Annotated in this window: 24 protein-coding genes; 12 read left to right on the top strand and 12 right to left on the bottom strand. The window is 72.7% G+C overall.

The genetic code is table 11. From position 1 onward, the window contains the following. Positions 1-60: 60 nt before the first annotated feature. From ACPA54_RS05790 to ACPA54_RS05780, 3 genes are all read right to left on the bottom strand, one after another. On the bottom strand, positions 61-1,398 hold the full coding sequence (locus ACPA54_RS05790; protein WP_423527440.1) for a peptidoglycan-binding protein: 1,338 nt from the start codon (positions 1,396-1,398) through the stop codon (positions 61-63). Continuing rightward, a complete protein-coding gene (locus ACPA54_RS05785; protein WP_423527438.1) occupies positions 1,395-1,988 on the bottom strand; it encodes a hypothetical protein in 594 nt (197 codons plus the stop codon). Before ACPA54_RS05785 ends, ACPA54_RS05790 begins: the two co-directional genes overlap by 4 nt. Positions 1,989-2,168: 180 nt before the next feature. Further along, positions 2,169-3,446, bottom strand: a complete 1,278-nt coding sequence (locus tag ACPA54_RS05780; protein ID WP_423527436.1) for a M20 metallopeptidase family protein — start codon at positions 3,444-3,446, stop codon at positions 2,169-2,171. A 345-nt stretch (positions 3,447-3,791) separates the two neighbouring features. Between ACPA54_RS05780 and ACPA54_RS05775 the strand changes: the two genes are divergently transcribed. Genes ACPA54_RS05775 through ACPA54_RS05765 form a run of 3 tightly spaced genes read left to right on the top strand, consistent with a single transcriptional unit; the run spans position 3,792 to position 6,875 of the window. Beyond that, positions 3,792-4,448, top strand: coding sequence for a response regulator transcription factor (locus ACPA54_RS05775; RefSeq protein WP_423527434.1), 657 nt, complete (start codon positions 3,792-3,794; stop codon positions 4,446-4,448). Continuing rightward, the gene (locus tag ACPA54_RS05770) at positions 4,445-5,689 is read left to right on the top strand and encodes a HAMP domain-containing sensor histidine kinase (protein ID WP_423527432.1); all 1,245 of its coding nucleotides are present in this window, start codon (positions 4,445-4,447) and stop codon (positions 5,687-5,689) included. The genes ACPA54_RS05775 and ACPA54_RS05770 overlap by 4 nt, the downstream gene beginning before the upstream one ends. A 46-nt stretch (positions 5,690-5,735) precedes the next feature. Further along, positions 5,736-6,875: an FAD-dependent oxidoreductase gene (locus ACPA54_RS05765; RefSeq protein WP_423527430.1), complete on the top strand. Its 1,140-nt coding sequence runs from the start codon at positions 5,736-5,738 to the stop codon at positions 6,873-6,875. A gap of 34 nt (positions 6,876-6,909) precedes the next feature. On the opposite strand, the gene mgrA is transcribed toward ACPA54_RS05765, so the two are convergent. Together mgrA and ACPA54_RS05755 are read right to left on the bottom strand one after the other, a co-directional pair. Continuing rightward, a complete protein-coding gene (mgrA, locus tag ACPA54_RS05760) occupies positions 6,910-7,893 on the bottom strand; it encodes an L-glyceraldehyde 3-phosphate reductase (RefSeq protein WP_423527428.1) in 984 nt (327 codons plus the stop codon). 25 nt (positions 7,894-7,918) lie between these two features. Beyond that, positions 7,919-9,394, bottom strand: a complete 1,476-nt coding sequence (locus tag ACPA54_RS05755) for an MFS transporter (RefSeq protein ID WP_345676611.1) — start codon at positions 9,392-9,394, stop codon at positions 7,919-7,921. Positions 9,395-9,495: 101 nt separating this feature from the next. Between ACPA54_RS05755 and ACPA54_RS05750 the strand changes: the two genes are divergently transcribed. Continuing rightward, positions 9,496-9,873, top strand: coding sequence for a MarR family winged helix-turn-helix transcriptional regulator (locus ACPA54_RS05750; protein WP_423527426.1), 378 nt, complete (start codon positions 9,496-9,498; stop codon positions 9,871-9,873). A gap of 4 nt (positions 9,874-9,877) precedes the next feature. Here ACPA54_RS05750 and ACPA54_RS05745 read toward each other — a convergent pair whose 3' ends face one another. Then, on the bottom strand, positions 9,878-10,759 hold the full coding sequence (locus ACPA54_RS05745) for an alpha/beta fold hydrolase (RefSeq protein WP_423527424.1): 882 nt from the start codon (positions 10,757-10,759) through the stop codon (positions 9,878-9,880). 320 nt (positions 10,760-11,079) lie between these two features. Between ACPA54_RS05745 and ACPA54_RS05740 the strand changes: the two genes are divergently transcribed. From ACPA54_RS05740 to ACPA54_RS05730, 3 genes are all read left to right on the top strand, one after another. Continuing rightward, entirely contained in the window at positions 11,080-11,469 is a 390-nt protein-coding gene (locus tag ACPA54_RS05740) for an SHOCT domain-containing protein (protein WP_423527422.1), read from the top strand. Positions 11,470-11,609: 140 nt separating this feature from the next. After that, on the top strand, positions 11,610-12,572 hold the full coding sequence (locus ACPA54_RS05735; RefSeq protein ID WP_423527420.1) for a GNAT family N-acetyltransferase: 963 nt from the start codon (positions 11,610-11,612) through the stop codon (positions 12,570-12,572). A 117-nt stretch (positions 12,573-12,689) separates the two neighbouring features. Further along, positions 12,690-13,163 (top strand): carboxymuconolactone decarboxylase family protein, encoded by a 474-nt coding sequence (locus ACPA54_RS05730; RefSeq protein WP_345676605.1) that lies wholly within the window; start codon positions 12,690-12,692, stop codon positions 13,161-13,163. A gap of 32 nt (positions 13,164-13,195) precedes the next feature. Here the strand turns inward: ACPA54_RS05730 and ACPA54_RS05725 are convergent, their stop codons facing one another. Then, entirely contained in the window at positions 13,196-13,411 is a 216-nt protein-coding gene (locus ACPA54_RS05725; protein ID WP_345676604.1) for a hypothetical protein, read from the bottom strand. 76 nt (positions 13,412-13,487) lie between these two features. Here ACPA54_RS05725 and ACPA54_RS05720 point away from each other — a divergent pair, with 76 nt between their 5' ends. Beyond that, the gene (locus ACPA54_RS05720) at positions 13,488-14,054 is read left to right on the top strand and encodes a CGNR zinc finger domain-containing protein (protein ID WP_423527418.1); all 567 of its coding nucleotides are present in this window, start codon (positions 13,488-13,490) and stop codon (positions 14,052-14,054) included. A 67-nt stretch (positions 14,055-14,121) separates the two neighbouring features. Here the strand turns inward: ACPA54_RS05720 and ACPA54_RS05715 are convergent, their stop codons facing one another. After that, a complete protein-coding gene (locus tag ACPA54_RS05715; protein WP_423527417.1) occupies positions 14,122-14,439 on the bottom strand; it encodes a DUF3759 domain-containing protein in 318 nt (105 codons plus the stop codon). Positions 14,440-14,603: 164 nt separating this feature from the next. Between ACPA54_RS05715 and ACPA54_RS05710 the strand changes: the two genes are divergently transcribed. Further along, positions 14,604-14,852 carry a hypothetical protein gene (locus tag ACPA54_RS05710; protein ID WP_423527415.1) on the top strand — a complete coding sequence of 83 codons (249 nt, stop codon included), beginning with the start codon at positions 14,604-14,606 and terminating at the stop codon, positions 14,850-14,852. 45 nt (positions 14,853-14,897) lie between these two features. On the opposite strand, the gene ACPA54_RS05705 is transcribed toward ACPA54_RS05710, so the two are convergent. Beyond that, entirely contained in the window at positions 14,898-15,644 is a 747-nt protein-coding gene (locus ACPA54_RS05705) for an SDR family NAD(P)-dependent oxidoreductase (protein WP_423527413.1), read from the bottom strand. Between the two features lie 229 nt (positions 15,645-15,873). Between ACPA54_RS05705 and ACPA54_RS05700 the strand changes: the two genes are divergently transcribed. Further along, the gene (locus ACPA54_RS05700) at positions 15,874-16,506 is read left to right on the top strand and encodes a TetR/AcrR family transcriptional regulator (RefSeq protein ID WP_423527411.1); all 633 of its coding nucleotides are present in this window, start codon (positions 15,874-15,876) and stop codon (positions 16,504-16,506) included. A gap of 117 nt (positions 16,507-16,623) precedes the next feature. On the opposite strand, the gene ACPA54_RS05695 is transcribed toward ACPA54_RS05700, so the two are convergent. Beyond that, positions 16,624-19,371, bottom strand: coding sequence for a SpoIIE family protein phosphatase (locus ACPA54_RS05695; protein ID WP_423527409.1), 2,748 nt, complete (start codon positions 19,369-19,371; stop codon positions 16,624-16,626). 78 nt (positions 19,372-19,449) lie between these two features. Continuing rightward, the gene (locus ACPA54_RS05690; protein WP_423527407.1) at positions 19,450-20,283 is read right to left on the bottom strand and encodes an SDR family NAD(P)-dependent oxidoreductase; all 834 of its coding nucleotides are present in this window, start codon (positions 20,281-20,283) and stop codon (positions 19,450-19,452) included. A gap of 279 nt (positions 20,284-20,562) precedes the next feature. On the opposite strand from ACPA54_RS05690, the gene ACPA54_RS05685 reads away from it, so the two are divergent. Then, positions 20,563-22,446 (top strand): cytochrome P450, encoded by a 1,884-nt coding sequence (locus ACPA54_RS05685; RefSeq protein WP_423527406.1) that lies wholly within the window; start codon positions 20,563-20,565, stop codon positions 22,444-22,446. A 345-nt stretch (positions 22,447-22,791) separates the two neighbouring features. After that, on the top strand, positions 22,792-23,865 hold the full coding sequence (locus ACPA54_RS05680; RefSeq protein WP_423527405.1) for a WD40 repeat domain-containing protein: 1,074 nt from the start codon (positions 22,792-22,794) through the stop codon (positions 23,863-23,865). Between the two features lie 76 nt (positions 23,866-23,941). Here ACPA54_RS05680 and ACPA54_RS05675 read toward each other — a convergent pair whose 3' ends face one another. Continuing rightward, complete coding sequence (locus tag ACPA54_RS05675) at positions 23,942-25,213, bottom strand: acyltransferase family protein (protein ID WP_423527403.1); 1,272 nt, start codon at positions 25,211-25,213, stop codon at positions 23,942-23,944. Between the last annotated feature and the right edge of the window lie 186 nt (positions 25,214-25,399).

Here is a 25,399-nt window from a genome sequence, read left to right as displayed (position 1 = left end):
GCTCCTCCGCGCGCCGGGCGGTGCGGCGGGCTGTGCGGCGGAACCGGCCCGCGGCCCGCGTCACGACGGCACCCGTACGTTCTGCCCGGCGGTCAGCCCGTCGCCGGACACCTCGACCCGGCCGTTCGCGAACAGCCCGGGGGTCACCCCCACCAGGCGGGAGGTTCCGGAGGACGGCTCGACGACCTCGACGGCGTAGCCGCCTTCGGCGAGCGCGACGAGGGCGTTGACCGGGACGGACAGCACGTTTGTCCGGCTCTGGCTGGTGAACCCGACGTTGACCGGCGCACCGTCGAGTGCCCCGGCTTCGTCGGGCTTGTCGAGAGTCACCGTCACCTGGATCACCGGCTTGCCGCTGCCGCCACCGGGCGGGCCGCCACCGCCGTCGCCCTCGTTCTTCGTCGCGACGGTGCCGATCTCCGCAACCGTGCCCGGGGTCGTGCGGCCGTCCGGCAGGCGCACCGAGACCTTGGCGCTCTTGCGGGCCAGCGCCTGCTTGTCCACCGGCAGCGGCACGGTCACCTGCCGGTTCGTGCCGGAGACCGCCGCCACCTCGCCTTGCGCGGGCGCGCCGACCGACGCCTTGAGCGCGGTCACCCGGACCGCGCCGGGCTGCACCACGACCGCCGACGGATCGACCCGGCCGGTCTGCGGCACACCGAGCGCCTTCTGCCAGCGCTGGACGGCCGCCGCGGTCGCGTCCGTGAACTTGTCGTCGACCTGCAGGTCCTTGCCGTAGCCGAGCGCGACGAGATTGCGTTCCAGGATCCGCACGTCGCTGCCGTTCGCCACGCCCTTGCCGAGCGCCCGCCACAGCGGCGCGTCGCCGACGAACAGCGGCACCGGACGGCCGTTCACCCGGTAGACCGTCTCGCCCTGCCGCACGACGTCGCCCACCTTCGGCAGCTCGGTGAAGATCCGCGGACCGGACAGCCCCTCGTCGTCGGGACGGCCGGTACCCGGCTGCTTGGTGTCCGGAGTCCGCGACGGTGGCGGCGACGACGCGGTACCGCCACCCGGCGGCGCACTCGCGCTGCCGCTGTCACCCGAACCCGGGGGAGTGCCGCCGCCCGACTCGGGCTGCTGCGCGTACACCGTGCCCGTTCCGGCGAAGCCCAGCACGCCGCCGAGTTCCTCGCTGACCGTCAGATCGCCGCGGACCACCGGCGCCTTCGCCTTCGTCGACTGCGACTGGTTCTGCGTCTTGCCGCCACCGCCGCCGTCCGGCGCGAACACCACCGCGCCGCCCACCCCGAGCGCCAGCACGGCGGCGACACCGGCGATCGCGAACGTACGTGTCCGGACGGCGGAACGCCGCGACCGGGCCGGCGCGTACTCGGCGGTATCGTCCGACCCGGGCGCCGGATCCAGGATCCCGCCCGGCCCGAGCCCCGTCACTTCGGAACCGTCACGCTCGGCGCGTCGCCCGAGCCGGGTATGCAGGCCTTGAACGCCGCATCCGACTTGTTCGGGTCGCTCGCGTCCTGGGCGATCGTCAACCCGTTCTGGCCCGGCTGCGGGTCCGGCACGTCCATGCCGTGCTCGCGCAGGCACTTGGCGAGCTTCAGATCGTTCTCCCGCTGCGCCGCCTTGTCCTTCTCGGACACTTCGCCGCCGTTCGGCAGCCACTGGCGGCAGGCGTTGGAGGCGTCCTCCATCTTCTTCATCTCCGCCGAGTCCGCCCCGTCGGCCGCCGGCATCGCCATCGCGGCCATGCTTCCGTCGCCGTTCGGGTCGGGCATGTCGATGCCGTGCTCGCGCATGCACCCGGCGTACTTCACCATGTCGCCCTTCTCACCCGCGGCGGCCTTCGGCGGCGCGGACGAGCCCTTGCCCTGGTCGCCGAGCGACGCGACACCGTCCTTGCCGTCGTCCGACCCGCCCGACGAACACGCCGCCAGGACCAGCAGCGACGCGAGCACCGCCGCGCCCGCCCCGGCCGTCGTCCGGTGCAGGCGCGTGCGGTGCCGCGTGGGGAGATTGCGCATCCGAGAGTCCCTTCGCCGGCGGACGGCACGCTGCCGTCCGACCCGCTACCGGTTCTACGGAGCAGCCGGTTCGCCGCCGGTTCGCGGCGCGCTAACCGCGCGCTAACCGGCGGCGCGGTGGGGGTGTCCGCGCAACGGGACCGCCGCCCGTCCGCGGGCGCGGGACGACGCCGGCCGGAGTCAGCGTGCGAGCAAGAGCGCCCGCTCGCCGATCCGTTCCCGCGGCCGGACCGGAGTGGCGCCGAGTGCGGCGAACTGCACTGCCGCCATGACGGGTGCTCGGCGGTCGGTATCGAACGTCGGAGTGTGCAGTTTTCGTCGGCTGTCGACGAGAGGCATGCCCATGGGGACGACCCCCAGTTGCGTGTAGTGGATCATGTCCACGCCCGGAATGGCCTCCCGGCCCTTTTCCTTCGGGACCCCCGCGCCGAAGAACGAGAAGTCGTCGCCGCCGCGGGACCCGTCGAACCGCACCACGTTCTCCTCGCCCACCACCGCGCCGAGGATCGCGCGGACCTCGGGCTCCGCGGTGTTGATCACCGGCGGCAGCAGGTCGATCAGGCTGACCTTGGCTCCGGCGTAGCCGTTCTTCCGCAGGACCTTCGCGGCGATCTTCATGAGTTCCTGCGGCGCGGCCTGGTACGTCTTCATGGTCGGGGAACGCAGCGTGGCCAAGCCCTCTCCGTGATCCGGGATGACGTTCATCGTCGTCCCGGCGTTGAAGGAGCCGAAGGCCAAGACCGGACGGTCGCCTTCGGGCACGTTGGCGTAGAGCTTCCGCAGCCCGTTCCGCATGCCGACGATGAGATCGGCTCCGACCTCGACCGGGTTCTCGCTCTCTTCCGGGCGAGCGGTGTGGCCACCCGGGCCGGTCAGCTCCAATTCCACCCGGTGCGTGCTGTATTGCGTCGGCCCCTGGCGGACGCCGTACTGGCCGATCCGGATCGTCGGCCAGCAGTGCAGGCCGTAGGCCGCCACCGCATGCTCCAAGACCGCGTCTTCCCGAACCATCACGGCGGCGCCTTTGCCGTCTTCTTCGGCCGGCCGGAAGACGAACCGGACACGGTTCGCCAATTCCCCGCGGTCGTCAAGGCCCTTGAGGACATGCGCCGCGCCGACCAATCCCGCCGTCGTGACGTCGTGGCCGCAGCCGTGATGGGCGTTTTTGCGCCGAGACCGGTACTCGACGTTGCGCTTGTCGGGCATCTTCAGGGCGTCGATATCGGCGCTCAGCACGATGACCTGACCGTCCTGCGGTCCGACCTCCGCGATGACACCCGTGCCGCGACTTCCCCGGACCGGGCTGAAGCCGATCGAGGCCAGCTCCGCCTCGATCTTCTCGGTGGTCCGGTGCTCCTTCCACGCCAGCTCCGGGTGCCGCGCCAGATCCTCGCGGAACTCGCGAGTCTCCTCCGTCCTTGCCAGCGTCGCTTCACGGATCTCGCTGTACGTCGCCATACCGCCGCCTTCCGGTGCTGTGAGGGGCCCTGCGGACTTTCCGCGGGATTATCCGCGCGCCGGGCAGGCGATCCCGGCTGTTGCCGCCGCCCCCGCGGTATCGGAGTCGGTTCCGGCGCCATTGCCGCTTCGGGTTGCGCTTATGTCACATCAGTCACACAAACCCCACTCGCCCCATCGAGTCGCGGGCGGCCGCCTCCCGGCCTAACCGCCCGCTAACCGGCCCCGGGGCAGGCTCGGTCACCGGTCCGATCGGCACCGACGCCGTGCCGGGACCCGGGTGGGGCCGGGTCCCGGCCGCGGGATGTGATCATGGGACGGATGCCCGGAAGCGGAGAAACACGGATGAAACTGCTCGTCGTCGAGGACGACGAAGACCTGGCCGAGCTGCTCGCCGAGGGCCTGCGCGGCCAGGGCTTCGGCGTCGACGTGGCCCGCGACGGCGCCCGCGCGCTGGAACGCGCCGCGGCCTCCGCGTACGACGTGATCCTTCTCGACCGCGACCTGCCCGTGCTGCACGGCGACGCCGTGTGCCGCACGCTCGTCGCCACCCGCAACCCGGCCCGCATCCTCATGCTCACCGCGTCCGGCGCACTCGCCGACCGCGTCGACGGACTCAACCTCGGCGCCGACGACTACCTCGCCAAACCGTTCGCCTACACCGAACTCGTGGCCCGCATCCACGCCCTCGCCCGCCGCGGCGGCGGCAGCACCAGCGGCGGCGTGCTGGAACGCCTCGGCGTCGTCCTCGACCCGCAGCGGCGCCTCGCCGAACGGGACGGACGCCTGCTCCGCCTCAGCCCCAAGGAAATGGTCATCCTCGAACTCCTCCTCACCGCCGACGGCGGCGTCGTCACGCACGGCGAACTCCTCGACGAGGCCTGGGAAGACGCCGTCGACCCGCGCACCGGCGTGGTCAAGGTCGCCATGCACGGGCTGCGCCGCAAACTGGGCGACCCGCCGCTCATCGAAGCGGTCCCGGGGATCGGCTACCGGCTGTGAGAGGGCGGCTGCGCGGGCTCCCGCGCCCCAATTGGCGGATCCGCACCCGGCTGGCCGCCCTGCACGCCGTGCTGTTCGTGGCCTGCGGCGGCGTGCTGCTGCTCGTGCAGTACCTCGCGGTCAACCGCATCCTCGGCGACCACAGCAGCGTCGTCACGTCCGCGCCCGCATCCGCCGCAACCGAGGCCGTGCCCGCACAGCCGCTCCTGCCCTCGTACCCGGCCGACGGCCCGACCGCGGCAGCCACCACACAGGCCGTCGCCCTCGCCCGCTTCGTCGACTTCAAATCCGTCGTCCTCGACGCCCTGGTTGGCCAATCGCTCATCACCCTCGGCGTGCTCACGGTGGTGGCCGCCGCACTCGGCTGGTGGACGGCCGGACGCTCCCTCGCCCGCCTGCACACCGTGACCGCCGCCGCCCGCCACATCTCCGAACGCAACCTCGACGACCGGCTCGCCCTCGTCGGCCCGTCCGACGAGATCAAGGAACTCGGCGACACCTTCGACGCCATGCTCGGCCGCCTCGACCGGGCTTTCGCCGCCAACCGCCGCTTCGCGGCCAACGCGTCCCACGAACTCCGCACCCCGCTCGCCGTGCAGCGCACCGCGCTGGAAATCCCCCTCGCCCAAGGCCGCGTGCCCGACGACCTCAAACCGTCCGTGGAACGCGCCCTGCGCGCCACCGCCCGCAGCGAACGCCTCGTCGGGAGCCTGCTGCTGCTCGCCAAGGGCCGGCAGGGCCCGGAAAGCTACCAGGACGTCGACCTCGCCGACCTGACCGCGGAAGCCATCGACACCTACCACGCGCAGGCCGCCGCGGCGGGCATCGTCCTCACCCGCGACCTCGGCCCGGCGCCCACGTCCGGCGACCCGGTGCTGCTCGAACACGTCGCCGCGAACCTCATCCAGAACGCCGTCCGGCACAACCGCCCCGAACCCGGACCGGAAGGCCGCGGCCTCATGCGCGTCACCACCGCGGCCACCCCCGGCCGCGGCGCGGAACTCCGGGTCGCCAACTCCGGCGCGGTCATCGCCGCCGCCGACGTCGAGGCCCTGTTCGAACCCTTCCACCGCGGCGACGCCGCCCGCCTCGCCGGATCCGGCGACACCACCGGATCCGGACTCGGCCTGTCCATCGTCCGGGCCGTCGTCGACTCGCACGGCGGGACCGTCGAGGCCGAAGCCCGCGGCGAAGGCGGACTCGTCGTGGTCGTGCGGCTGCCCGGCGCGGCGGACGACTGACCGACGGCGCCGGGAAGTCCGGCGGGCTTCGCGGTGTTCACCGGGCATGGACGCTTCGGAGCCTGTGCCCGCCCCGCTCGACGCCGTCGTGATCGGCGCCGGACAGGCCGGCCTGTCCGCCGCCTACTTCCTGCGCCGCGCGGGCCTGGACTTCGCCGTGCTCGACGCCGACGCCGGACCGGGCGGCGCCTGGCGGCACCGGTGGCCGACGCTGCTCATGGAGTCGGTGCACGGCGTGCACGAGCTGCCGGGCATGCCCGTCCCGCCGATCGAGCCGACCGCGCAGGCACGGGTGGCCGTCCCCGCCTACTTCGCCGCGTACGAACAGGCGATGGACCTGCCGGTGGTGCGCCCGGTCAAGGTCGCCGCCGTCCGCGAGGCGGGGGAGGGGCTGCTGGCCGTCGACACCGACGCCGGCACGTGGACGACCCGCACGCTGATCAACGCCACCGGCACCTGGCGGCGGCCGTTCCTGCCCTACTACCCGGGCGCCGCCGACTTCCGCGGCCGCCAACTCCACACCGTCGACTACGCGGGCCCCGACGAGTTCCGCGGCAAGCACGTCGTGGTCGTCGGCGGCGGCACGTCCGCCATCCACTTCCTCGCCGAGATCAACGCCGCGGGCGGCACCACGACGTGGGTGACCCGGCGGCCGCCGCAGTTCCGCGACGACGAGTTCACTCCCGAACTGGGCCGGGCCGCGGTCGCGCGCGTCGAGGAACGCGTCCGGCAGGGCCTGCCGCCGCAGAGCGTCGTCACCGTCACCGGGCTCCCGCCCACCGCGGCGGTCCGCGACGCCCGGGAACGCGGCCTCCTCGACCGCACGCCGATGTTCGACCGGCTCACTCCCGACGGCGTCGCCTGGGACACCCCCGACGGCCCCCGCACCGTGCACGCCGACGCGGTCCTGTGGGCGACCGGCTTCCGCGCCGCCCTCGACCACCTCGCGCCCCTCGGCTTGCGCGAACCCGGCGGCGGTATCCGCATGGACGGCACCCGCACCGCCGCCGACCCGCGCATCCACCTGGTCGGCTACGGGCCGTCGGCCAGCACCATCGGCGCCAACCGGGCCGGGCGGGCGGCCGTCCACGACATCACCAAGCTGCTCCACGACACCGGCACCGACACGGGCACCAACGCCGGCGCCGACGACCGCACCGGCCGGGCCGCCACTGCCGCAGCCTGACCCCGGGGACCCAGGGCGCCCCGGGTTCCGACGATCAGCCCAACAGCCGGTCGATCTCCGCGAGTTCCGCAGCCTCGAAGGCCAGGTTGCCGCGCGCGGCCAGGTTCTCCTCCAACTGGGCGACACTGCTCGCGCCGATCAGCGCCGACGTCATCCGCGCGTCGCGCAGCACCCACGCCAGCGCGAGCTGCGCGAGCGTCTGCCCGCGCTTCGCGGCGATCGCGTTGAGCGCCCGCAGCTTGGCGAGGAGGTCGTCGGTGATGCGGTCCGAGGACAGCGAATACCCTTGCGTGGCGCGCGAGCCCGCCGGGATGCCGTCGAGGTAGCGGCCGGTCAGCAGGCCCTGGGCGAGCGGCGAGAAGCTGATGCAGCCGACGCCTTCCTCGCCGAGCACGTCCAGCAGGTCCGGCTCGATCCACCGGTTCAGCATCGAGTACGCGGGCTGGTGGATCAGCAGCGGCGTGCCCAGCTCGCGCAGGATCCGCACGCACTCGCGGGTGGACGCGGCGTCGTACGACGAGATGCCGACATACAGCGCCTTGCCCTGGCGCACCGCGTTGTCGAGCGCCCCCATCGTCTCCTCGAACGGAGTCTCCGGGTCGGGGCGGTGCGAGTAGAAGATGTCGACGTAGTCGAGGCCCATGCGGCGCAGGCTCTGGTCGAGGCTCGCGGTGAGGTACTTGCGGGAGCCGAACTCGCCGTAAGGGCCCGGCCACATGTCCCAGCCGGCCTTGCTGGAGATGACGAGCTCGTCGCGGTGCGCGGCGAAGTCCTCGCGCAGGATCCGGCCGAAGTTGCTCTCGGCGGAGCCGTACGGCTTGCCGTAGTTGTTGGCCAGGTCGAAGTGCGTGATGCCGAGGTCGAACGCGCGCCGCAGGATGGCGCGCGAGTTCTGCAGCGGCTTCTCGTCGCCGAAGTTCTGCCACAGGCCGAGCGAGATCTCGGGCAGTTTGAGCCCGCTGCGCCCGCATCCGGCACACCGCTTACGGCGGCCTACCGTCCGCTTATCTGCAACCAACCGTGCTGTTTCCGCCTGCGGGCGCCTACCGGAGTGCGTCGCGGCGTCCGCGGCGGGACAGCAGCATCGGCACGAGGTTGAGCAGGAGACCGGCGACCGCCACCCCGGTGACCAGGTTGGCGCCCGGCCGGTAGGAGCCGAAGTCGGTGTCGCCCGGGGTCGCCCCCGAGGTCAGGGCGGTCACGACGGCGAGCACGAGTGCCGCGCCGACCTGTCCGGACGTCTGGACGAGCCCGGAGGCCAGGCCCTGCTCCGAGTCGTCGATGCCTTCGGTGGCCTGCGACATGATCGACGCGAAGCCGAACGCGAAGCCGCCGCCGAGGAGCAGCATCGACGGGAGGATGCTGAACGCGTAGTTCGGCGTGGTGCCGGCGGTGGCCAGGAACCACAGGTAGCCGAGGCTGAGCGACGCCATCGACGCGGCGAGGAACGGCGCGGTGCCGTACCGGTTGATGAGCTTGCCGGTGAACGGCGAGCCGAACGCCACGACCAGGCCCGCGGGGAGCAGGCCGAGCGCCATGCGGAGCGCGGACCAGCCGAGCCCGTCCTGGAGGTAGAGCGTCATCATGAACTGGAAGCTCATGTAGGAGCCCATGAGGGCGACGATGCTGAGGTTGGCCCGGACGACACCGCCGTTGCGAAGGATGCCGAAGCGGACGAGCGGGTGCGGGACGCGGCGTTCCACGATCACGAAGGTGGTCAGGAGCGCGGCGGCGAGCACGACGGAGCCGAGCGTGAGCGGTGCGGTCCAGCCCCGGTCGGGGGCGGAGACCACGGTGTAGACCGCGAGCAGCATGCCGCCGCTGAGCGTGACGGCGCCGACCAGGTCGTGGCCGCCTTCGTCGGCGGGCTTGTCGCGGGGGATCAGGAAGTAGCCGGCGACCAGCGCGAGGACGGCCAGCGGCACGGGGGTGAGGAACGTCCAGCGCCAGCCGATGCCGGTGAGCAGGCCGCCGAGGATGAGCCCGGACGAGTAGCCGCTGGCGCCGAACACGGAGAACACCGACAGCGCCCGGTTCCGTGCCGGGCCTTCCGGGAACGTCGTGGTGAGGATGGACAGCGCGGTCGGCGCGGTGAACGCGGCCGCGAGGCCCTTGACGAAGCGGCTGGCGATGAGCAGCGGGCCGCTGTCGACGAGTCCGCCGAGCAGCGAAGCGGCGGCGAACACCCCGAGGGCGATGAGGAAGACCCGGCGCCGGCCGAGGAGGTCGGCGGTGCGCCCGCCGAGCATCATCAGGCCGCCGTAGCCAAGGACGTAGCCGTTGACGATCCATTGCAGGGACGTGGCCGACATGCCGAGTTCGTGGCCGATGGACGGCAGGGCGACGCCGACCATCGACACGTCGAGGCCGTCGAGGAACAGGACAAGGCAGAGCACCGCGAGGACGCCCCAGAGTTTGGGCGTCCACCGCACGTCGGGTGCGGCGGTGGGGGAGGCAGGGGACAGGGTGGCGTGCTCGCGGACGTTGGGGCCCGCGAGAGTCTCGACAGAGTGGGCCATGGCCAAGAACTTATATGCATGCGCATTGAATGTCCATGCATAAAATGCGTGTGCAAAAAATTCACTTGCATGATAAGAGAGGGATGCGCTAGGTTCGCCCCGTGACCACCGATGCCCTGCTCGTCGCGCAATGGCGGGACCTGCTGTCTCGATACAGCAAGGTCGCCCACGAGCTGGACCGCGCCCTTCAGGCGAAGCACGGCCTCACCATGAGCGACTACGAAGTCCTCGACCGCATCGTCGCCTCCGACGACTGCAAGGCCCGCGCCGCGGACATCCTCGCCGACCTGCACCTGAGCCAGAGCGCGCTGTCGCGTGCGGTGGCGCGCATGGAGAAGTGCGGGCTGGTCGCCCGGTCGATGTGCGTGACCGACCGGCGCGGGGTGAACGTCACCGCGACCGAGCAGGGGCGCGCGCTCCAGGCCGAAGCGCGCGAAACCCAGCTGGCGGTGCTCAGGCAGTTCCTCGGGGCGGGTTAGCCGCTCAGTTGCCGCCGTCCGCGCCTTGTCCGGTTTGCGCGAGGAACTCACGCATCGCGCGGGCGAGTTCGGCCGGTTGGTCGAGCGGGATGAGGGTGTAGCTGTCGGGGATCTCGACGAGCTGCGCCTTCGGGAGCAGGGCGGCCAGGCGGCGGCCGTGCTCGGGCGGCATGACGCGGTCTTCCGCGGCCCAGGCGACCAGGACGGGGCGGTCGAACGCGGCGAGGTTCTCGGTCAGGTCGGTGAGGACGTTTTTGTTCGCGCCCATGGCGCGGAGCATGCGGACCGCGTCCCGGCGGATCGCCTGGTCGCCGAGCACCGGGCGGATCCAGCGGGCCGTTGCCGCGTCGCCGCGTTTGGTGAGCCAGCCGAAGGCGATGGGCAGGCGGCGCAGGGCACGCAGCCGCATTTGCTGCATGAAGAGGCCGAACAGGCGCGGCGGCAGCTTGCCCGTGAAGACGACGACCTTGCCGGTCAGGCCGGGCGGGAAGTTGTCGAACGCGTCGCAGGAGACGAGGACGGCTTGTCCGACCCGTTCCTCGCCTGACGCGAGGACCGCTTGGACGATGGCGCCGCCGGTGTCGTTGCCGGCGAGGGTGACGTCGCGGAGGTCGAGGGCGGCGAGGAACTCGCTTGTGAGAGTGGCGAGTCCGTTGACGGACAGGTCGGCGTCGGGGTGGACCGGGAGGGTGTGGGCGCCCAGCGGGAGGGCCGGGACGATGCAGCGGTAGTCGGCGGAGAGGTCGGCGACGACGTCCGCCCACAGGGACGGATCCATCAGCGCGCCGTGCAGCAGGACGAGCGCGGGGCCTTCCCCGGTGTCCTCGTATTCGACGGGTCCGGCGGACAGTTCGATCTGCTTGCGACCGTGGTGCGTGCTCGGCATGGGGTCCGGCCTCCTCGGTGGCGTACGCCATCGGGCTGCCCGCGGGGGTGGTGAGCTGGCGAGCCCCTCAGGGGCAGTCAAGCACGGGGCGGATGGGGGAGCCCGACGGGGGTGGGGCGGCGGCGCCCGCGAACTCCTCGCCCCGCACGGCATCGACGCCGCCACCGTCGAGGCCCTCCGCGGGCGCCTGCCGCACTGATCGGCGCCTGTTCGCACTCCGTCGCGGCGCACCCGGGCAAGGTGCGCCGCGCTGCGCCATGCTGGTAGTGGACGGCCGTCCCGCGGCCGCTCGGGGGTCCCGTGAGCCTGGAGGCCCGGCAATGGACTACCCGCTCCTCAACGCGTTCTGGACCATGTGCATGTTCTTCCTGTGGGTGCTGTGGTTCGTGCTGCTGTTCCGGATCATCGGCGACATCTTCCGTGACGACACCCTCGGCGGCTGGGGCAAAGCCGGGTGGCTGATCTTCGTGGTGATCCTGCCGTTCCTCGGCGTGTTCGTGTACCTGATCGCGCGCGGGCGCGGCATGGGCGCGCGGATGGAAGCCCGGATGAACCAGAACGAGCAGCAGTTCCAGACCTACATCCGCGACGTGGCCGCCGCCCCCGGCAGCAGCACGTCCGACGAACTCGCCAAGCTCGCCGCGCTGAAGAACAACGGCGACATCACCGAGGAGGACTACCAGCGGGCGAAGCACAAGGTGCTGGCCTGACGGTATGCCGGGCGGTGTGCCGGACGGCCGGAGTGCGGCGTCTAGGGTGAGGGGCCCGCGACGCTCGCCGGCCTCCGGTCGCCGCGTCGCGGCACACCATCCGCTGCACGACATCCGCTGCACGACCCGGCCGGGAGCACATGACCACCCCTGCGGCACTGCCCGACGACCTCGTCCTGCGGCCTTTGGCCGACGCCGACGAACTGGCGCTGTTCACCACATTGCCCTACACCCTGAACCACGAACTCGCCGACGACCTCGCCGCCGGGCGCCGCCGTCCGGAGTGGATGTGGGTCGCGCTCGCCGGCGGGCGGGTGCGGGCGCGGATCGCCTGGTGGGCGCCGGAAGCCGGACGCGCACCCGAACTGCTGGACATCCTCGACCTCGACGACACCGCCGACGACCGGGTCGCGATCGGTGCGGCGCTGCACCGCGCCGCGTCCGCCGCCGTCCTCGCGGACGTGCCTGGCACCCCGCCGGAGTTCATGCGGTTCGTGCCGGGGGAGTGGCGCGACGACCCGGCGGACCGCCGCGCCGTCGAGGACCGCGTCGCCGTCGTCGAAGGCGCCGGAGCCCGGCTCAAGATCGAACGCCTGCGCCTCGAATGGCGTCCCGGCACGCCGATCCCGGCACCGACCGGCCGCCTGCTCTTCCGTCCGCTCCGCGACGAGGAGGAACTGATCGGCCTGATGGCCGCCGTCATCGGCGGCACCCTTGACGCGTACACGCTCGCCGACCTGGCCTCCGGCCTGAGCCCGCGCGCCGCCGCGGAAGAGCACTTCGCCGGGGAACTCGCCCGGTTCCGCACCCCGCGCGACTGGTGGCGCATCGGCACGCTGCCCGACGGCGAGCCCGTCGGCTTCGTCATCCCCGCGCGCAACAACTACCACCCGATCATCGCCTACGCCGGCGTCGTGCCCGCCCACCGCGGACACGGCTATGTCGACGACCTGCTCGCCGAAGGCACCCGCGTCCTCTCGGCGCAGCCCGACATCCCGCGCATCCGCGCCGCCACGGACCTCACCAACACACCCATGGCCGCGGCCTTCCGCCGCGCGGGCTACGTCACCTTCGAACGCGCCCTCCACTACACCTGGGCATGACCCCGGGCCGGTGTGTCCCAGGTCACGGCATCCGGGCTGTCACACCCCCGCCGAACGCTCCGTCAGTGCGGTGTACCGGCCGAACCGGCCCCCACGCACCGCACCGAGGAGTCCGCCATGGAACCCCGCATCAACTACTACGCCAACCCCGTCGCGGCGAAGTTCCAGCGCTACATCAACTCGGCGGGCAAGGTCGTCCAGGACTCGACCCTGCCGACCGCGATCCAGCACCTGGTACTGCTTCGCGCCAGCCAGATCAACGGGTGCGGCTTCTGCACCGACATGCACGCCAAGGACGCCGTCCACCACGGCGACGAGTGGCCGCGCCTGAACCTGGTCGCGGCCTGGCGCGAGGCCACCGTGTTCACCGAGGCCGAGCGCGCCGCGCTCGAACTCGCCGAGCAGGGCACGCGCATAGCGGACGCCGCGGGCGGCGTCACCGACGAGGCGTGGGCCGACGCGACGAAGCACTTCGACGAGGACCAGCTCGCCGCGCTCGTCTCGCTGATCGCGCTGATCAACGCGTACAACCGGATGAACGTCATCGCGCGGACGCCCGCGGGCTCGTACCAGCCGGGCCAGTTCGGCTGATCCAGGCCGCCCCCGCGGGGAGCCGCGGAGGTTCAGTCGCCCCGGAGCAGGCCCGCCACCGCCGCGTCCGGCCCCGTCCGGGCCAGGACCGCGGCGGCGGCGGGCTCCGGGACGGGGACCAGGCGAACGGCGACGCTGCCGCACAGGCAGCGCGTGTAGCGGATCTCGCCTTCCGAGGTCGTATGCCGGGAGATGGTCCGGTGCCAAGGGCCCTCGATGCGGCCGCAGGCGTCACAATGCTCCGACACGGGCCACCCCTTCCCTGATCGGTAATACTTGCCGGTGGTTCGGTCCTTACCTCCGATGAGCGTATGTAAGGGTTCAATGGACGTCAACGGTTACCGCAGCGACGGGGTCGGCGCCGCCGTCGCCATGGTCAATTTCTGGACGGCCGACGAGGGCGCCGCACCGCCCACCGTCGACGCGGCCCGGGCGATGCTGGCGCCGTACTCGTTCCTCGTCCGCGACGCGCGCGCCGCCGACCTCGGCCCCCTCGCCGATTGGTCGGCCGAACTCCGCCGGGTGTTCGAAGCCGAACGGCTCGAAGACGCCGTCGACCTGGTCAACGGCCTGCTCGACCGGGTGTCGGTCCGCCCCCGCCTCGTCGACCACGGCTACGGCCTGCACGTCCACTACGCGCTGCCCGGCGCCGCCTTCGTGGACCGTGTCCGCATCAACACCGCCATCGGCCTTGCCGCGCTGCTCGCCGAACACGGCATCGAACGCTCTGGCGTCTGCGCGGAAGAACGCTGCGAACGCGTGTACGCCGACACATCCCGCAACGGCCGACGCCGCTTCTGCTCCGACACCTGCGCCAACCGCGCGAACGTCGCCGCGCACCGCGCCCGCAAACGCGCGTCCGCGGCACCGCCGTCATCGGACGCGACGTAGGCCCGCCGGGCGCGCCGGCGGGCCTGGTCGGAGGGCAGGGTCGGGAGTGTGGGCGGGGCTGGTCGGGTCAGCCGTACAGCTCCCGCAGCGCCGCCGAGTATTGGTCCGTGGCCTGGTGCTTGGCGGCATCCACCGCGTCGGCGTCCATCGCGTGGCTCTGCGCCGTGTGGTCGATGAAGGCGTCGGCCGCATCCGACACGACATGGCAGGCCTTCTCCATCGTCGCGGGCTTGCCGTGCCGGGCCAGATGCCCGCTCCAGGCCAGCGACGACGCATACGCCCCGCCCCGGGCCAACTGCTCGACCGGGATCGGCGTCCCGATCGGGGCGATCCGGCAGGCGTGGTACGCCGCGGCTTCCTCGCTGTCGTCAGCGAACAGGGCCATGATGCTCCTTGCCGTCCTGGTCGGTCCGGAAGGCGTCGTGCCGGGGGCGCGCCGCTTCGTCGTGACCAGCATGCCCGGACAGCATCGGGGCAACCCGTAATGAATCGCAAGGAACCGGGATCGACAGGGTGATTTGCCCGAGGGGAGTGCTGCCGGTGGACGGCATGGGTGGCATGAATGGCGCGGTCGGCGCGGGTGGCGACATCGAGTGCGTGCTGTGCGGCGAGGACCACGTGCGGCGCTACCGCGTCCCGGGCGGGGACGGCGAAGTGTTCTGGATGTGCCCCGAATGCGAGTCCCTGTGGCGGCCCGGCGCCGACCCGCGCAAGTCCACCGAGGCGTACTTGAGCGTCTACCTCGAATCCCGCGGCCTGGACCCGGCCGCGGTGCGGCTCGAACCGGTGGACGGCTGACCCCGGTTCCGGCCCGCGCACCCGCGGCCGGGTCCGTGCCGCGGGTCAGGCGGTGGTTCCGGCGTCCACGGTGATCGCCGTACCCGTGATGTAGCGGCCGCCCGGGCCCGCCAGGTGCGCCACCGTCGCGGCGATGTCGTCGGCGTTCATGAACGTCCCCATCGCCGAGAGGTCGCGCTGCGCCTGCGCGTGGTCCGCGTTCGCCGGGTTCATGTCCGTGTCCGTCGACCCCGGATGCACGACGTTGGCGGTGATGCCGCGCGGCCCCAGGTCCCGCGCCAACCCGCGGACCAGGCCGGACAGCGCGGCCTTGCTCATGCTGTAGAGCGTCACTCCCGGGAACGCCGCCCGCTCGGCGAGCGAGCTGCCTATCGCGACGATCCGCCCGCCGTCGGGCAGGTGCGCGAGCGACGCCTGCACGGTGAGGAACGCCGCACGGGCGTGGATCGCCAGGGTGCGGTCGAGTTCGGCGAGGGTGACGTCCTCGACCGGGCCGAACGGGAACACCCCGGCGTTGTGCACCACGATGTCCAGCCGGCCGAGCGCCTCCGCGGCCCGCGCCACCGCATCGACCGCCGACGCCGCATCGGCGGCATCCGACCGGATCGCGATGCCGCGCCGCCCGGCCGCGGCGACGTCCGCCAGGACCTTCTCCGCCTGCTCCGCGCCCGCGTCGCTGACGTAGGTGAACGCCACATCCGCGCCGTCCGCCGCCAGCCGTCGCACGATCGCCGCGCCGATGCCGCGGCTGCCGCCGGTGACGAACGCCGCCTTGCCGTCCAGCTCGCTCATGAGGGTGCCCTTCCGTTCGCGGGCGCGGCGCGGTCGCGCACATGCCCGTATGCCGCCGGACCGAATTCTGTGTCGGTCGGCACAGAAACCTTCTCGTGCTGGAAACGCGCCCGTCAAGGCATATATTTAGGGATCGATACAGAAAGCCGTGGGGGGCACGGCACGGACCGGGCGACCGGTCCGCGACGGCGGGACAGCGAGGGGGGAACGACCGGAAGGAGAGGCCGCGATGGCCGGACCCGGACGCCCACGCGCCTTCGACCGAGACGCCGCGCTGCGCTGCGCGATGCGGGTCTTCTGGCAGCGCGGCTACGAAGCCACCTCGATGACCGACCTCACGACCGCCATGGGCATCGCCTCGCCGAGCCTCTACGCGGCGTTCGGCTCGAAGGAACGACTCTTCCGCGAAGCCCTCGGCCTTTACGAGGCCACCGACGGCGCCCCCGGCATCGACGGCCTCAACGCGCCCACCGCATACGGCGCGATCCAGGCCGTCCTCGAGGCCAACGTGCGGCCCCGGACGGCCGCCGGCGAACCCGTCGGCTGCATGTTCGTGGTCTCCGCGATCAACTGCTCGGACGCCAACTCGCCGGTGCGCGAGCTGCTCGAGGAATCCCGCCGCAACCACGCCGGCCTGGTGGCCGGACGGCTCGCCCAGGGCATCCGCGACGGCGAACTCCCGGCGGACGCCGACCCGCACGCCATCGCGGCGTACTACACGGCCGTGCTGTACGGCCTCACGGTCCGCGCACTCGACGGCGCGACGGAGGAGGAGCTGCGGGCGACCGTCGCCTTGGCGATGGCGTCGTGGGACGCGGTGCTCGCGGCGTCGGCGGCGCGGCGGTCGGTAAGCGAGCGGTAAGGCGGCCGCGTGGTGGCCGCCTGGTGGCCGGGCAGGCGCCCCGGCCATCAGCCGTCGCTCGGCAAGCAGTCGGTATGCCGGTCATGCCGGTACAGCGGTTGGTAAGCAGGCGCGCCGCTACCAGGCCTCGGCGTCGTCCCACTGGTCGAGCAGCGCGTCCGCGATGTCCTCGCCGGACGGGCCGGAACCCTCCTGGAGGGGGAGTTCCGCCCAGATCACCTTGCCCTGCGCGGTGTACCGGGTGCCCCAGCGGGCGGCGAATTTCGCGACCAGGAACAGTCCGCGCCCGCCTTCGTCGGTCGTCGCCGCGCGCCGCAGGTGCGGGGCGGTGCTGCCCGCGTCGAACACCTCGCAGATCAGCCGGCGGTCGTGGATCAGGCGCACCTGGATCGGCGCGCTGCCGTAGCGGATCGCGTTCGTGACCAGCTCGCTCAGGATCAGCTCCGCGTTGAACGCGATGTCGGTCAGCCCCCACTCCGCCAGCCGGCGTGCGGACCGGGCGCGGACGGCCGCCACCGCGGCCGGGTCCGGCGGCACGTCCCACACCGCGACCCGGTCGGCGTCGACCACGTGCGTGCGGGCCACGAGCAGCGCGATGTCGTCGCTGGACGTCGGGCCGACCATCGCGTCGATGACCGTCTCGCACGTGTGCTCGGGATCCGCATCCGGCCCCGCGGCGAACAGCGCCGACGCCAGCATGCGCAGTCCGGCGTCCAGGTCCCGGCTGCGGTCCTCGACCAGGCCGTCGGTGTAGAACACCAGCCGCGAGCCCTCCGGCAGGACCAGGTCGACGGACTCGATCGGGAGACTGCCGTTGAGCCCGAGCGGCAGCGACACCGGCACGTCCGGGAACGACACATTGCCGTCCGGGGTCACCAGCGCCGGACCGAGATGCCCGGCACGGGCCATCGTGACGCGGCCGGACACCGGGTCGTACACCGCGTACAGGCACGTCGCGCCGGTGATCTGCGCGGGATCCGGGTCGTCGTCGTGGGCGGACCGGTCGCGGTCGATGCTGCTCACCAGATCGTCCAGGTGGCCCAGCATCTCGTCGGGCGGCAGATCGAGCCCGGAGAAGTTGTGCACGGCGGTGCGCAGCCGCCCCATCGTCGCGGCCGCGTACAGGCCGTGCCCGACGACGTCGCCGACCACCAGCGCCACCCGCGCCCCGGGCAGCGCGATCACGTCGAACCAGTCGCCGCCGACCCCGGCCTGCGCCGGCAGGTACCGGTAGGCCGCTTCCAGCGCGCCCTGCTCCGGCAGCCCGCCCGGCAGCAGACTGCGCTGCAGCGTGACCGCCATGGTGTGCTCGCGGGTGTAGCGGCGGGCGTTGTCGATCGCGACGGCGGCGCGCGCCGCGAGTTCCTCCGCGAACGACACGTCCTCTTCCTCGAACGGCGGCGACTCCGGGCCGCGCCAGAACGACGCCAGCCCCAGGACGACGCCGCGGGCCTGCAGCGGCACGGAGATCAGCGAGTGCACGCCGGCGGAGAGCAGCCCGCGCGCCCGGTCGGGGTCCTGGGCCCGCCAGTCGTCGCCCGCGGTCAGGTCCGCCCGGCGCACCGCGCGGCCGGAGGTGAGCGCGGTCGCCATCGGCGTGGTCGGACCGAACTCGATCATGTCGCCGGTGGGGTGCAGCGGCGGGGCGTCCATGCCCGGCGCCCAGCGCGCGGCGACGCGCCGCATGCGGGTGCGGTTGCGGGTGGGCTCCTCGCCGGTGAGGACGGCGTCGAGGAGGTCCACGGTGACGATGTCGGCGAACCGCGGCGTGCCGACTTCGGCGAGTTCGTCGGCCGTGCGGGCGATGTCGAGGGTCGTGCCGATGCGCAGACCGGCTTCGTACAGCAGGTTGAGCCGCCCGCGGGTGATCTCGGCGCGCCCGGCCAGCGCCTGCAGCTCGGTGGAGTCGCGGACGGTCACGACGCTGCCCGCGGACCCGTACGGTGCGGTCGGGCGCTTGTTGACGGCGAGCAGCCGTTCGCCCGCGGTGTGCACTTCGTCGCTGGCGGGGCGGTCGGATTGCAGCAGGGAGGCCAGGCCCGGGTCGAGCCCGAGTTCGGCGACGGCGCGGCCGTCGAGTTCGGGGACGCCGAGGAGGCGGCGGGCCTCGTCGTTGCTCAGCAGGATGGTGCCGTCGTCGCCGATGATGAGGATGCCTTCGCGGACGGCGTGCAGGACCGCGTCGTGGTGCTCGTACATGCGGGTGATCTCGGCGGGGCCGAGGCCGCGGGTCTGGCGCCGAAGGCGGCGGCTGACCAGCGCGGTGCCGCTGGCGGTGAGGGCCAGCGCGGCGGCGGCGCCGCCGAGGACGAGCGGCAGCCGGTCCGTGAACATGCCGTTGACGCGCTCCACGGTGAGGCCGGCGGCGACCAGACCGAGGGGGTTTCCTTGCGCGTCGTGCAGGGGGACGCTCGTGACCACGGCGCGGCCGCGGTCGGTGGGGTAGGTCGTGGTGACCGTTTGTCCGCGGGCCAGCGTCCCCTGGAGGTGGGGATCCAGCGACCGTTGGCCGATGAGCCGCGGGTCGGGATGGGTGAGGCGGGTGCCGTCCTTGTCGAGCACCACCATGAAGTCGATGTCGGCGCCTTGCCGGGCGGCTTCGGCCGCGGGCTGCAGGGTCGCGGACGGGTCGGGGTCGGCCAGGGCGGCGGCGGTGCCGGGCGCGTTGGCGAACGATTCGGCGGCGGCGAGGGTGCGGTGCCGGGCATCGCGGTCGCTGTCCCGCAGGGCCTGCAGAACCAGCGCCACGGCGGCTCCGGCCACCAGCAGCACGACCACGACCGCTTGGAGCAGAAAAACCTGCCCCGCGATGCTGCGGGGGTGACGGGACCGCGGGGCGCGCGGTTGCCGGGAGCGCCCTATCACCAGCCATTTCTAACATTTTGGACATAAAGGTGTCTATGTATGACCACGCATCGTGGTGGGGGTTCACCCGGAGGGGGGTCAGCGGAGGCCGTGGCGGCGGGCGGTCATGCGCTCGACCACCCCGCGCGGCAGCACCCGCCGCAGCGGGAACACCACCGGCGCCTTGCTCCCCACCGCGTACAGCGACTTCGGCCGCGGCGCCTCGATCGCCTTCACCACCACCGCGGCCACCGCATCCGCCGACACTCCCGCGGCCTCGTTCGCGTTCAACGCGCTCAGCATCGTGCGGTACTCCTCGCCGAACGGCGAGTCGTCGGCGAGGTACTGCGTGCGGCGCTCACTGATCCCCGTGTTGATCGAACCGGGCTCGACCGTGGTGAGAGCCACCCCGTACGGCGCCACCTCGCGCCGAGCCGCCGTCGTGAACCCCTTCAGCGCCGCCTTGGACGCCACGTACGACGACCGGTAAGCCAGCGGAAAGCTCGCCAGCATCGACCCGACCATCACCACCCGCCCGTACCCGCGCGCCCGCATGCCGGGCAGGACCAGCTGCGTGAGCTGCACCGCGCCGAAGACGTTGGTCTGGAACAACCGCCGCACCGCCGCCATCGGCAGTTCCTCGAGCGGCCCGCTCTGGCTCTCGCCCGCGTTGTTGACGAGCACGTCGACGTCGCCCGCGGCCGCCGCGCACGCCGTGATGCCGTCGTCGTCGGTCAGGTCCAGCGCCAGGTACTCGACCCCGTCGATCGGTGCGGCCACCGCCTCGGGGTGCCGCGTCGTGCCGAGCACCCGATAGCCGCGCCGGACCAAGGCCGCCGCCACGGCCGCGCCGATGCCGGACGACGCCCCGGTGACGAGCGCCGTCCGGCGCGCGGCCGGGCTGGAGGTGGGGCGGTCGACGGAGTCGGGCATGGCAGGCCTTTCGTGCGGTCGCTCGGGACCGGCGGTGGCGCCGGGGTGGTCGGGCCACCTTACGCGCCGGTAGCCGCGTCCCGTCCAGAGCGTCGCGCGCCCATCGCCGCAGGGTGTACACAGGCCCGTGCGGGTGCCAAGGTGGCTGTGGGAAAAGGCTGTTCGCACCAAACAAGCCGACCGCAGGCCGACTGTGATCGGACCCGCGATCCGACCCGCGATCCGACCCGCGATCGGACTCGCGATCGGACTCGTGACCCTCGTGACAGGAGCAACGCGATGGTGTCCGCCCCGCCGCCGCCCGGTCCGCGGCTGCCCGCCTGGCTGCAGACCGCCGTATTCCTCGCCGCTCCCGCCCCGGCGCTGCGAGCCGCACGGCGCCGGTTCGGGCCGGTGTTCCACACCCGGTTCCTCGGCTTCCCGCCGGAGGCGTTCGTCGTCGACCCGGAACTCGCCCAGCTCGTCTACGCGGTGGACGTGGCCGGCACCGGCCGCGCGGGCGAAGTCCGCCGCGGCTTCCTCGAGGGCCTGGTCGGCGCGAACTCGCTGCTGAGCCTCGACGGCGAGCCGTGGTGGCGGCACCGCCGCCTGCTGAGCCCGCCCCTGCACGGCAAAGCCATCGCCGGGTACGGCGACGAGATCGCCGCCATCGCCGCCGCCTCGATCGCCGACTGGCCGCACGGCCGACCGTTCGCCCTCCGCGACCGCATGCAGGACATCACACTCGACGTCATCCTCCGGCTCGTCTTCGGCATCCGGGACAACGAGCGCCTCGCCCGGCTGCGCGTCGCCATCCCCAACCTCATCGAAGTCGGCGGCGCGATCGCCCTCCTCATGCTCCCGCCCGCCGCCCGCGCCTGGACCGAACGCGCGCCGCTCAATCGCATGGGCTTCCTGCCCACCACCCGCTTCCAGCGCGCCCGCGCCGACGTCGACGCGATCCTGTACGACGAGATCGCCCGCCGCCGCGCGCATCCCGAACCGGGCGCGACCGACGTCCTGTCCCGTCTTCTCGAAGCCCGCGACGAGGACGGCAACCCGCTCACCGACACCGAACTGCGCGACGAACTCGTCACCATGCTCAGCGCCGGACACGAAACCACCGCGACCGCGCTCGCGTGGACCTTCGAGCGCCTGGTCCGTACCCCGCGCGTCCTCGGCGAACTGCGCGCCGAGCTGGCCGCCGGGGAGGGTGAGGCGTACCTGGAAGCGGTGGTGAAGGAAGCGCTCCGCTCGCGCCCGGTCGTGTACGAGGCCCCGCGCCTGCTCGACGCGCCGCTGCGCCTCGGCGAGCACGAGATACCGGCGGGCTGGTTCGTCGCGCCGCACATCAACCTGATCCACCAGGACCCGGACGTGTTCCCGGACCCGGCCGAGTTCCGCCCCGAACGCTTCCTCGGCCCGGACGCCGCCCGCGCGCAGAAGGCGTGGATGCCGTTCGGCGGCGGCCGGCGCTACTGCGTGGGGGCGCAGTTCGCCGTCCTGGAAATGAAGGTGATCATCCGCGAGGTGCTGGCGCGCGTCGATCTGACCGCGCCGGACCCGGCGCCGGAGAAGCAGATGCTGCGGCATGTCACGCTGGTTCCGGCGAAACTCGCCCAGGTGGTGGCCCATCCGCGCGACGATGCCGGACAAGCGGACGGGCAGCACGACGAAGGGCGGACGGAAAGCGTGGGTACGGGAAACGTGGGGACCAAGCGGCGGGATGTCACGGTCGGCCTGGAGATCGCGGCCGCGCCCGACGAGGTGTGGGCCGTCCTGTCCGACGTGACGCGAATGGGGGAGTGGAGCCCCGAGTGCACGGGCGGCCGCTGGATCGGGCGCCTGCGCGAACCGGTCGCCGGCGCGCGCTTCGTCGGCACGAACCGCCGTGGCCCCGCGGTGTGGTCGACCCGCTGCACGATCACCGAGGCCCGTCCTGCCCGCGCTCTCGCCTGGCGCGTCGACGCCGGCCTCCCGATCGCCCGCTGGTCGTTCACGCTCACCCCCACCGACAAGGGCACCTACCTCGAACACTCGTGGCGCGACCAGCGCGTGGGCCCGCTCGGCGCCGCCGCCCGCGTCCTCACCGAAGCGGCCCTCCGCACCGGGCCGCGCGCGGACCACAACGAACGGACGATGCGCGCGACCCTGGAAGCCCTCAAACTGCACCTGGAAGGCTGACGGGACGCGAAGACCGACGGGACGGGTGGGCGCGGGGCCGGTCATCCCTTGGTGAAAACAGCTTTCCGCAAAGCGAATTCACGAACGGCAAAGCCAAGCCCGCGGGCGCACCGCCCACTACCGGTGCGCCCGCGGCAAGGCCTGAATCAGGCCATCCCCGCCCGCCGAACTTCCTTGTGCCCAAACCGGATTGCTCGTCCCCGCTCTTCCCCTATCCGATCATCCCCCCGCACAATGGCGTTCGTCGCGAGCGCCGACGACGGCAAGAACCGACGCCCGTGCGACGACACACGCACGGCACAGCATCGGGGCCAACGCACAACCAGCGGCCGGGGGGCGGGCACGATGGGCGTACTGGCGTACTTCGGGTTCCGAGCCAACGGTGGACCGCAGGTCCCCGAACCCGTCTGGCTGGACGACGGCGACCTCCCCGAACTCCCGCCCCCCGTCCTCCTTCGCGGCTTCGCCTCGGTCTCGTCGATCTCCTTCAGCGCGGACGGCACCGCGATGAGCACCAGCCACCTCCGCCGCACCGAACTCGACGCGTTCGACCCCGGCTCCGTCCGCGTCTGGACACTCGGCCAGTCCCGCCCCCGCTTCACCGTCGACGACCCCGACCAGGCCCACGTCGCCGCACTGAGCCCCGACGGCCAGTCCGTCGCCTCCGACGCCCCCGCCCCCGCCGAACCCCCCGAGACCGGCTCCGACCCCTGCCTCGTCGACCTGTGGGACGCGCACACCGGCCAGCGCACCGGCCGCCTCCACGTGCCCTTCGTGCCCCGCCGGGCCCGCGGCCACGACCCCCACGTCCGGTCCCTGGCCTACAGCCCCGACGGCCGCTTCCTCGCCGCCGCGGCCACCGACCGCAAGGTCTACGTCTGGGACCTCACCCGCGACCGCCCCGCCGTCACCGCCCTCACCGGCCCCCGCCAGTCCGTCGGCGCGGTCGCCTTCAGCCCCGACGGCCGCCTCCTCGCCGCGGGCTCGATGGACCACCACGCCCACCTCTGGATCCGCACCCGCGGCCGCTTCCGCTACCTTGCCCCCCTGACCGGCCACACCGACTGCGTCGACGCCCTCGCCTTCACCCCCGACGGCGAAATGCTCGCCACCGCCGGCCGCGACGGCACCGTCCTGCTGTGGGACGTCCTCCGCCGCGCCCGCATCACCGCCCTGACCGGCCACACCGCGCCGGTCACCGCCGTCTCCTTCGGCGCCGCCGGCGCCCTCCTCGCCACCGCCGCCGAAGACGGCACCGTCCGCCTGTGGCACACCGCCGCCCACCGGCAACTCCGGATCCTCACCGAAGGCCTGGACGGCCCTCCCACCACCGCCTTCACCCCCGACGGCACCCGCCTGATCACCCCAACCGCCCCCCACCGAGGCCTCACCGTCTGGGACACCCGAGGCTGGCACTGACCGATCGCCTGCGAGCACCGAGTGCAACAGCGTCCATGTCCTCGGTGGGCACACCAGGACAAGCACTCACGACGACTCAGGGGCTCTCCCGCCGACCTGACAGCTCCAAGAGCCGGACGGACTCCGGCGACCTCGCAGGCTTGACCAGCTCCACGGACTTGACCAGCCGCACCGGCTTGACCAGCCGCACCGGCTTGACCAGCGTCACGGCCGGGCCCGCAGGCTCGAGCCTCCGTACCGTCCCCGTCCGACGGTCCCGCAACCGGCACAACGCCCGATACGCCGGTCGTTCCACCGTCACCGTCACCAGCCAGCCGAACAGCAGTCCCGTCGCCAGCATCCCCGCCGTCTGCGCGAACGGACCGAACCCCGCGTCCTGCATATGCCGCATCACGATGTCCCCCAACGTCTGATGCGTCAGGTACACCCCGTACGAAATCCCCGCCAGCCACCGGATCACCGGCTGCGCCGCCGACGGCACCACCCCGTCCCAGTCCGGCCCCACCGCCGCCGCCACGATCACCAGCAACCCCAGCGCCACGCCGACCGTCGTCGTCACGTCCAGCACCTGCAACTGGTGCGCCGCCACGCACGCCACCAGCAGCAACGCCCCGTGCGCCCGCCCGATCCGCCCCGACGCCGCCGCGTACACCGCCACCCCCGCGACGAACAAATGCATGCGGTACCAGCCGAGGCCGTCGTAGAACATCCGAAAAGGCTCCGACCCGCTGTACACGCGTTCGGGCCACAGCGCCACCTCGAACACCAGCGCGGCCCACAGCAGCGCCACCCCGGGCACCCGCCGCCACGGCCTCCGGCACACCGCCAGCACACCCGTGAACGCCACAAGCTGGATCGGGACCGTCCAATGCGACGCATCCACGTACGGATAGAGCTGCGGTTTCCACTGCCACAGCATCAGCACATTCGCTCCCACGTCCGACCACGCGGGCACCCACCACCCGACCGGCGCCGCCTGCCACGACAGGAAGGCCGTCAGCAGCACCGCCGCCCAGAACGCCGGCAGCAACCGGAACAACCGCCCCCACCACCACCGCCACGGCTCCTGCCGCCGCACCGCCGCCGCGGCGAAGTACCCCGATACGACCAGCAGCAGGCTCGCCCCCACCGGATACCCGAGCGCGAACGTCCGCGGCGCCAACTCCGCATGCCACAACGGCGCCTGCCACGTGCTGTGGAACCACACGACGAGCAGCAGCGCCGCGACCCGCACCACGTCCCAACTCAGCCGCCGCCCCGAAGCCGCACCCGCAGCCGCGCCCGCACCGGTACCCGACGCCGCCCCCGGCCCCACCCGAACCCCGCTCACCGGCACCGGCACGAACACCCCGCAACCCCACGTCGGACACACGGCACATCGATCGCAGGCACAGCGGAACAGCTCCCGGAATCGTCACGGGCGACGAAAAAGTCGCATTCTCACGCCGCGCGGCAGTACGCGGCACTCCCAGCGGCAGTCGCGGCAGCGGCACCGGCCGGCCGCCGCACCCGCCCTGCCCCGAGTCCCCGGCGG

The organism is Uniformispora flossi (assembly GCF_049534875.1).
Classification (GTDB): domain Bacteria; phylum Actinomycetota; class Actinomycetes; order Streptomycetales; family Streptomycetaceae; genus Yinghuangia; species Yinghuangia aomiensis.
The sequence above is the reverse complement of the archived record's forward strand: the minus strand, read 5'-3'. Positions and strand labels throughout refer to the sequence as shown.